8 protein-coding genes are annotated in these 8,199 nt (G+C 49.1%); 2 read left to right on the top strand and 6 right to left on the bottom strand.

The genetic code is table 11. The annotated features are described in order from the left end of the window. Positions 1-996: 996 nt before the first annotated feature. Complete coding sequence (locus LBF86_04340; protein ID MDR0664735.1) at positions 997-3,009, bottom strand: hypothetical protein; 2,013 nt, start codon at positions 3,007-3,009, stop codon at positions 997-999. A gap of 430 nt (positions 3,010-3,439) precedes the next feature. On the opposite strand from LBF86_04340, the gene LBF86_04335 reads away from it, so the two are divergent. Next, on the top strand, positions 3,440-3,784 hold the full coding sequence (locus LBF86_04335; protein ID MDR0664734.1) for a hypothetical protein: 345 nt from the start codon (positions 3,440-3,442) through the stop codon (positions 3,782-3,784). 79 nt (positions 3,785-3,863) lie between these two features. Here the strand turns inward: LBF86_04335 and LBF86_04330 are convergent, their stop codons facing one another. Then, entirely contained in the window at positions 3,864-4,565 is a 702-nt protein-coding gene (locus LBF86_04330; protein ID MDR0664733.1) for an energy-coupling factor ABC transporter ATP-binding protein, read from the bottom strand. A gap of 60 nt (positions 4,566-4,625) precedes the next feature. Between LBF86_04330 and LBF86_04325 the strand changes: the two genes are divergently transcribed. Further along, positions 4,626-5,144 carry a hypothetical protein gene (locus LBF86_04325; protein ID MDR0664732.1) on the top strand — a complete coding sequence of 173 codons (519 nt, stop codon included), beginning with the start codon at positions 4,626-4,628 and terminating at the stop codon, positions 5,142-5,144. Positions 5,145-5,172: 28 nt separating this feature from the next. Here LBF86_04325 and LBF86_04320 read toward each other — a convergent pair whose 3' ends face one another. The 4 genes from LBF86_04320 to LBF86_04305 all read right to left on the bottom strand — a co-directional run bounded on the left by LBF86_04320 (position 5,173) and on the right by LBF86_04305 (position 8,028). Beyond that, positions 5,173-6,678, bottom strand: coding sequence for a DUF4105 domain-containing protein (locus tag LBF86_04320; GenBank protein ID MDR0664731.1), 1,506 nt, complete (start codon positions 6,676-6,678; stop codon positions 5,173-5,175). Between the two features lie 71 nt (positions 6,679-6,749). Further along, positions 6,750-7,139 (bottom strand): hypothetical protein, encoded by a 390-nt coding sequence (locus tag LBF86_04315; GenBank protein MDR0664730.1) that lies wholly within the window; start codon positions 7,137-7,139, stop codon positions 6,750-6,752. A 55-nt stretch (positions 7,140-7,194) separates the two neighbouring features. Then, positions 7,195-7,659 (bottom strand): hypothetical protein, encoded by a 465-nt coding sequence (locus LBF86_04310; GenBank protein ID MDR0664729.1) that lies wholly within the window; start codon positions 7,657-7,659, stop codon positions 7,195-7,197. Positions 7,660-7,755: 96 nt separating this feature from the next. After that, positions 7,756-8,028, bottom strand: coding sequence for a hypothetical protein (locus LBF86_04305; protein ID MDR0664728.1), 273 nt, complete (start codon positions 8,026-8,028; stop codon positions 7,756-7,758). Positions 8,029-8,199 lie beyond the last annotated feature (171 nt).

Genomic DNA, 8,199 nt, shown 5'->3' with positions numbered 1-8,199 from the left:
TTTAGCTAACGCCATAGAGGTTTGAACGCCGCCGCCCGTTATATTTTAGGGCGTTAAACAACCGCCGCGCTTTATAGGCGCGGCGGTTTTGGCGTTTTCAAAAACCGATCGCGATGTTTCGGAAACGTATTTTGGCGGCTTTGGTATGCGCGGCGATAACGCGTCGATCGGATAATCCGATCGGCTTACTCTCCAGTTTAGCCGCGCAGACTAAAGTTTGATCGCCATCGCAAAACAACGCCCGCCAGCTTATTAAATTATCCGCGATTTTAGCGCGCACAGCGCGAAGTAGCGCAAGTCAATCGCGATCAAACGGATCGGCGGTGAATTTTCGCCTCTTGTCGTTTTTGCGAAAGGATTAGCGAGAATAGCGCAAGCGCCAAAGCGGGAGCGTTTTGGTTTTATTGCGATACTACGCCAGATTTTGATCTATACGAAACGACGAGATCGATAGCAAAAGCTACGCTATTCTTATTTTGCGCGATCGATTTTGCGTTTGCGGCATAACCGAGCGTAAAAAAGAAAATTACCAAGAGGCGATTTAACGCTATTCGATCGCTATTTAAGAAAACTCAAACAACGCCGAGTTTTATAATAATCGCGGACTTTCTTACGATAATTTGAGCGACCGCGCTAAAGCGATCGCCGATTAAACCTACGCGATTGGGATCGATTCAAAACGCGCTAATCGCTAAACTACTTGTAAAAATCTAAGCGATTATTCTAAAACGATCGCCGATTATATTCAAGCGCTTAAAATCAGCCCAAACGACGCTTATAATGATCGCGCTTTGAATAATTATTAAACGACCCTAAACGGGCGATTTAAGAGCGCGCGAAAGCAAGCGTCGCGCGTTTTAGAAGGAGAACGCTCGACGCGCAATTAACGCCTTTTTCGCGTTACGCGCCGAGGTTATCGGTTTTATCGCGGAAAAGCGCGGATCGCGCGGCGGGGGTTATAAACCCAATCCGCCAACGGAACGTTTTTAACGCCGATTATACGTCAAGATTTGCTATATAGTCGTCGTAGGCTTTTTGCGCTCTGTCGCGATCCTTTGTCGCCGCGTCGATCTCCTCGTTGATTTCGGCAATCTCCTTGTCTAGATCGACAAGCCGCGTCGTATAGCTTTTACCCTGCGCGCTCTCCGCTCCCACGGCTTCCAGATTTGATCGTATGCGATCTTGATCCTTAATCTTGCGCTCAAGGTTCGTATTCGCCTCGCGCAAGCGCGTTGTTTGCCGCTCCAACTCGGCAAAGAGCGGTTCGGCTTTTTTCAGCGCGTCGCGGACTTTAGCGGGATACGAGGCGTTAGAGCTGTAAGCGATCAGCGAGCTAAACGGCTGCCCCGTAATAACGGCGGCGGAGCTAAAGACGCGCTCCTCTTTAACCGCGAAAATCGTCTCTTTGTCGGCGGGCAGATTAACGTTAAAGCGATATAGCGATTCGGTTTTTTCGCCGTATTTGCTAGGCGAGATCAGCTTGGCTTCGCGCGTGATCGGATGTTCAACAACCAGCGTTTTCTCAGTCCCCGCGCTGTTTTTGAAGACGTATTCGCCGGTATATAGGCGTTTTGTGGCGATCGTGATTACGCCTTTGGATATTTTTACGCTATCGATCGTATCCGCGGTCCTTTGGTTGATAATCCCGCGCACGCTTAGATCGTCGCCGTAGTTGATCAGCCGCTTCTCGTTCAGCGGAAGGAACTCTAGCAGCGCGTCGCCCGCATAAACGCCCTCGTCGTAAATGGTGATCGCGCCCGCCGGCAGCTTTGAATCCAGCGTGTTGATCAGTTCGATTCCAAGCGCGGGATGGCGCCCTTTGGCGGCGTTATAGATCAGAATCTTTTTGGCTTCGATTTCGCCCTGCGTAAGCGGCGCCATGGCGCTTTGCCGTCTTGCGAGCGAAATTTTATTTTTTAGCGTATAGACGACCTGTTCTCCTACGGCTTGCGCGGTCGCGGTCGCGTAATTTTTCATCGGCTCTTGGTTGCGCTCCTCGTATGCGAGAGACCTCGAAACGGGGGCGGCGGAGGGGTAGGCTATCCGCCGCTCTCGTAAGGAATCGTATTCATCTTCTATGTCCGCGACCGGCGCGACGCCGCCTTCGTAGGTATTCGCGCTCGCAAAGCCCGCGATCGATAGCGGCAGTTGGGGGCGGCTCGTATAAAACGGCGCGTAGTAAGGTTGCGTAAAGCTGACCGGACGACCGACCGCGAGCGAGAGCGTAACGTTCTCCCAATCGACGTCGCTCGCGTTGTCGATAATCGCCCAGCCTTGCAAAAACGGCTTTTTGCCGCTTAGATCGAGGCGGTAGTTCGCCTTCCAAACGGGCGCGGCGATCACGAAACTAACTAGCGCCTCGCGTTTTTTTGCGCCGTCAAGATAAAGATTGAGCGTTCGCCTGCTACCGTCGTTGGCGTTTGCCAAAAACAGCAACGCCTTTTCAAACTCTTCGTTGATTTTGTGATTGACAAAACGATAGCTTTCGATCTCTTTTACGGCGATCTGTTTAAGCTCGCCGTCGCTAAAAAGCGTAACGACGCTTTCCGTGAAACTCGCGCCGTCTTTAGCGTTTTGTCTCGTCTGAACGCCGACAATCTTGCCCCTGATTTTCTTTGAGGCGACAATCTCGACAATCTCGCCCTTGAGACTAGAAAGAATGCCTTCCACGCTAGGCTCGTTAGCGAGGTTAATCCGCAGGCTTTCAAGCGTGCGCTTGATCGTCTCCTCGCTTGGATAATTGACAAACGGCGAGACGCTCGCCGAATCATAAACCGTCAGCGACTTTAGCGCGTCGTTCATCTGCGCTAGATCAAACGGCAGAACGATCTTGCTCGCGCCGTTAATCTCGCCGCCAAGTTCGTAAAACCCGACGCCGCTTGAAAACAGCGTGATCTTTCTGACCTTTAATTCGACTTCTTTGAAGGAGTCCGCCGCGCTTGCTTTGACCGCGCCGCCAACCGCGTTTAGCGTCGCCAGCGAGAATAAAACCGTAAGCAGCGATTTCATTGTGATCCTTAACGTTGATATGGACGCATTTTAGCTAGATTTAATTTACGCCCTCGCCGTTTCTAAGGCGGCGGCGCTAAAGGGCAAAACGGCTTTTCTCGGCGGCGCATTTAAGCTCTGTCGGAAATATAACAGAGTTTTTGTTTGCAAACCCGCGCCGCCAAAATGGTCTTTAATCTTAATCAAACTATTCATTAAATTATTGATCGTCTAGGAGCAATTATTGCTTGTATTCTAAAACCGAATTAGATAAGTATGATGGTCGGGTCTGTTTCAATCTCTATCCGTATGCTTTTCTTAGCGCCGTTAATCAATCTAAACTAATGCCGACGACCTTTTCTGTCGCTAACTAAAGGACTTCAAGGGACAATAACGAACTCTATCGATCGTCTTTCCGAGGGGAAGCGTCAAAGAGCAAGGAGGCGCGATTATGTCGATCTATGCCGACGCGATAACAGATATAGCGCAGGAGACGACGCGCGCCGCTTGCGCGGGCAAGTCGGAAGCATACGCGCACGCGTATTTTGTGAAAGCGTATAATGAAGTTTTTTCAAATTCGGACAAATATCTACAAAAATACAACGACCCCGACGAATTCAAAGCCTGCGTCAGCCGAACGATTGAGGCTATGTTGAAAGCGTCAGCCTTTGATCCGTCGCGGGAGCAACGCTTTTTGCCAATATACCAGAATATTCTTGATCTGTTAGAGCAAAACGGCGCGAACGATCCTGCGGAGAATAAAAGCTCCGATAGTCAATTGTCCGCTTATGCGTAAGTGTATGATAAAGCGCGTCTCAACTACGGATAAACGCGGTTTTTGAAAAGCGTATGCGTTGGCGCAGTCAATTTGGCGGCTATATTTGCGCTCGCGAATGAATATGCGGCGGCAATCCGTCGTGGCTATGGGTGATAAACGCTTTGTAGTCGTCAATTGGCTTTAATTCGCGCGGCGTTAGCGCGTAAAATCTATGCGCGATCGACTCCAAAAACTCCCGATCGTGCGAAACGATTATCATGCTAATATCCAGATTTTTCAGTATCTCGACTACGTTTAACTGCGCGACGTAATCAAGCGCGCTCGTCGGCTCGTCCAGAAGTAGCAACTTGGGTTCGGCTATCAAAACGCCCGCGAGCGCGACAAGTTTTTTCTCTCCGCCGCTTAGATGATAGACGATTTTTTTTGCCAGACGCTCTATGCCAAGCAGAGATAAAATCTCGGCGGTTTTTTCGGCGGCGCCTTTGCGATCGCTCCCTCGCGCAAGAAGCGAAAACGCGACGTCGTCCTCGACGATCGGCGCTAGAAAATGATCGTCGCTATCTTGCAAGAGATAGCCTATATTTTTTAGATCGATCGCGTCTTGGTCAAAAACCTTGATCTCGCCGCGTTTAAGCGGGCAAAGACCGGCGATTGTCTCTAGCAACGTGGTTTTGCCGCTTCCGTTGTGTCCGATCACGGCGATCTTCTCTTTATGCGCGAGACTTAGATCGATTGACTCGCACAACAAGGTTTCGCCGCGCCAAAGCGCGAGATTTTTTATGCTTAGCGAACAGCTCACGTTTGACTTTCAAAGGTTTTTGGGAGTATAACCACTATAGTTTGAAAATTGGGAGGCGCTATGCCAATTCGTCATAAGTTTTACGATCTACGCGTGTCGGCGCGGACGCAAACGCTGATAATCGGGACCTTTAATCCCGACGTCGCGAATAATAGCGCCGACTTCTTTTACGGGCGGGCGCAAAATCATCTGTGGCGGATTTTGCCGTCGGCGTTTGGCGAGGGTTCGCTAAAAAACGCCGATAAAAGCGCGAAACTGGATTTTTGCGCCAGACATAAGATAGATTTTATCGATCTGATAGAGGAGATCGGTTTAGATTATTTAAGCGGTTTTGAGGATAAAATCATTGATTGCCATGTAACAAAATGGCGCGATATATTTAGCGCGATCGACGGCGCGCCCGAACTGAAAAAGATATGCTTGACGCGAAAAAGTTTCGGCGGCGCGCGCAATATAGAAAAAAGATGGCTTGAGGTGGAAAACAGATATAAAGATCGTCTGATCGCGGCGCGGCTAATTACCCCTTCGCGTTTTTACGACGAGGCGAAGCAAAAAGAGTGGAACGCTTTCTTGTTATAACGCGACCAAGATTGCTCGCCTCTTTGCTTCAAAAATAGAGGCTAACGCTAAGCGCTATCCGATCGCGATCATAGTCGCGAATATAATCCGCGTTATCTCTCGTATCAAACCATTTTGAATAAGACAAACCTATATCGTATTCTCGCGAAGGCGCATAAATAATACGCGCGTTTAATCCGCCGTTAAACCTTCGATAATCCTCGTCCAAATCCCAAAAGTATGTATAGTCCGCAAGAAACTTTGCTCTTTCCCCAACTCTAATAATCGTCCCCGTTTCGATTGTCGCGAAAGCGTTCGCCTTTTTGCCGTAGGCGAAGCCGGCGCTTGGCATAACATAGATTACCGCGCCGTCAAACAAGGAAAGACCAATACCGCGCCCCCACTCAAAAAAAGGAGAGAGCCTATTTTGCGCGTTTTCCTCAAAACCCAACCTAAATATCTTGCTCGATCCTCCGACGCTAAAATTGGAGATCGTTTTCATAACGATTAGGTTTATATTTTCCGCTTTTATTTCGTCGTTTTCGTAACGCGCTATAACCTCGATCAGTTTATTTTCAAACTCGACTAGCGAGGCGTTTGAAACCGATCGAATATCGCGGTAGTTTGGCATAACGCCAATCCTAACGCCTCCGTCAAAACCCTCTATCGATACTCTACTCGCGCTTGGAGCCTCAAGCGGATAGAACGCTTTGTTTTGCGCAAAATAGGCTTTATCGATCGCGCTTGGCAAAACGGATACGCTCTTGATCAGCCCGCGCTTTTCTAATAGTTGCAAATATTCGATCGGCGTTGCGAAAAGAAGGCGCTCGTTATCGATGAAACTTTGGTCTGCGGCGGTTAAGATCGCCTCTATCGCCGTATTGCAGTTATGCGTAACAAATTGATAGTTGATCGGAGTTTCTTTTAACTCCCATAGATGTTTTCTTAGGCGATCTTTGGCTTCCTCTGATAAAACTAGCTCAAACTCCCAAAGCGATCTGTTCTCTTTTTGCGTATAGGTTTCTACTATGGTTGAGTAGGGCGCTAAAACGTAAGAGCCTTCCGTTCCGCTACCTATCGCTCTTATATAGCGCGTAAAGTTGCCGCTTTCTCCTAAAAGCGCCATAAAGCTAAAACTATGTTCTCTCGTAACGCCGTTTTGATCTTCGCCAGCGATCTTTAGGATCGTATGTCCCATTTGAGATTCGGCGGCGTTATGATCTTCGGCGGCGAAAACAAGATAGACGCGATCGAATGGGACTTTTCGTAGATACTCTTGATAATCGTCGCAATTTGCCGCCGGCAGATCGCTTTTATCGACCATTTTATTATTAAGCAAGAAATCTAAACGGGCGGGATATTTGCATTGCGTATCTGGATCGCTCTTAAACGCTTCGATCGTAAGGTTTAATTCGGCGATCGGATCGCTATATCCTTTTGGAGATATAAAAAAAGGGCTTTTAGCGCCGATTACGCTCGCCTCGCCTTTATAGTGAAGCAAAGCCTTCCACGCCAAAATCCCTTTACTTGAAAGCAAACCCTCGTTATGCGTCAAGTTAGCGCCATTTTGATCCGCAAAAGCGCGGATCAAAACGACAAAAGCAAGAAAGAAAACCCTAAGCAATACTAACTATTGCAATTGGACTTTCTACTAACAGGGACAATAATGTTGTCGTCATACTGCCAAGCCGCTCCCGTTAAAAAGTCTGTAGTGCCAAGATCCCACGACACTATGCTTATTAGCGTTATTGGGTTAAACCTTGCGGAGTTGGCAAACGCGCTTGCGTTTGTGCATTGATCTTCAAGCACCGATATTTGCACCGATCCGCTTCCTTTCTTTACCGATACGGAACTAGGCAGAGTAACTTGTCCTACGCCTGACACGATTGCTTTCGCGGGCTTGGAATCGTATGTCTGCAAGGTAACGTTTTGTTTGGTTCCCGTTAATACCGTAGCGCATCCGCTAAAGCCCAATGCGATAACGCTAAGGGCGACTATGCAAACTATTCTTTTCATCTGAACTCCTTTCGCCTATTTTCCCGCCAACCGCCCGCTTACCGCCGCGATCTAGCTACTCTACGAAAAACGCGTAGCTAAACAGGAATGAAAGACCGCCGAAGTCTTTGGACTCTTTTTTGTTGCCTCTATAGTAGGTAACCTCTACGGGCGCGCTGCGATAACCGATCGAGAATTTACCGCCGCCGCCAAAAGCGTAACCTCCATAGATACCGAAACTTACGCCGTCGCCCTCAAGTTCATAACCGTATCCGTATAAGCGATATTCGTCGTCGCCGCCCGAAGCGCTAACAACGCCAAGCTCCGCTCCGATAAAAACGGAAGGATCGTCTTTGTAGCCGTCTATATAGTATTCGCCCGCTACGCCCGGAATAACGATCGTATCGACATAACTAACATCCTCGCCGCCTATTACCTCTACGCTAACGGGACTAAAGGCAAGCGATAGTTTAGGTTTAACGATAACATTTTCCGTTACGCCTATTGGAACGCCAAGATAAAATTGTAAAAAAGCTCCCAAACCGGACGAATCGGAGCGGTATCCTTCTTCGGCGACGTCCGTATGATCGCCTCCGGTATGAAACCCCGCTCCAAACTCAAAACCTATATCCGCGGCTTACTCCTTTACGGGAGCCAGGGCGCGGCGGCCATAGCGGCTGAGGAGAAAGCCCAGGATGCGAATCCAGAAGGCGACAAAGTCAAGGTATATGTCGACCCAGCGGGGAATAAAGGGGATCTTCGCGTCCAGGGGGTGATCCACCGAGGCGACGGGAATGCGCCCCGGAAACAAGACTGCCTTGTACTGGAGAAAAAAGAAGTTGCCGAAAATTGATGCTATGCATCTAAGGGCCGGTCCCCGCAACGCCGGATTCAGCAGAATCTTCGCCATTGTCAGGGCGCTTGACTGGTCCCGCACCGCCCCACCCTTTGCCTGACGCGCCATATCCGATTATACTACCCGAAAATATGAGGAAAAACGAGAGGGTTTTATGTTAGGACCGGTGGTTAATGCGGCGGTGATTGTGGTGTGCGCCCTGGCGGGGCGTTTTCTTGTCCGGGG

The organism is Helicobacteraceae bacterium (assembly GCA_031258155.1).
GTDB lineage: Bacteria > Campylobacterota > Campylobacteria > Campylobacterales > SZUA-545 > JAIRNH01.
The sequence above is the reverse complement of the archived record's forward strand: the minus strand, read 5'-3'. Positions and strand labels throughout refer to the sequence as shown.

Coding starts and splice junctions, on each gene's coding strand:
- LBF86_04305 (MDR0664728.1), bottom strand. CDS start 8,028: ATGGCGAAGATTCTGCTGAATCCGGCGTTGCGGGGACCGGCCCTTAGA.
- LBF86_04325 (MDR0664732.1), top strand. CDS start 4,626: ATGCCAATTCGTCATAAGTTTTACGATCTACGCGTGTCGGCGCGGACG.
- LBF86_04335 (MDR0664734.1), top strand. CDS start 3,440: ATGTCGATCTATGCCGACGCGATAACAGATATAGCGCAGGAGACGACG.
- LBF86_04315 (MDR0664730.1), bottom strand. CDS start 7,139: ATGAAAAGAATAGTTTGCATAGTCGCCCTTAGCGTTATCGCATTGGGC.
- LBF86_04340 (MDR0664735.1), bottom strand. CDS start 3,009: ATGAAATCGCTGCTTACGGTTTTATTCTCGCTGGCGACGCTAAACGCG.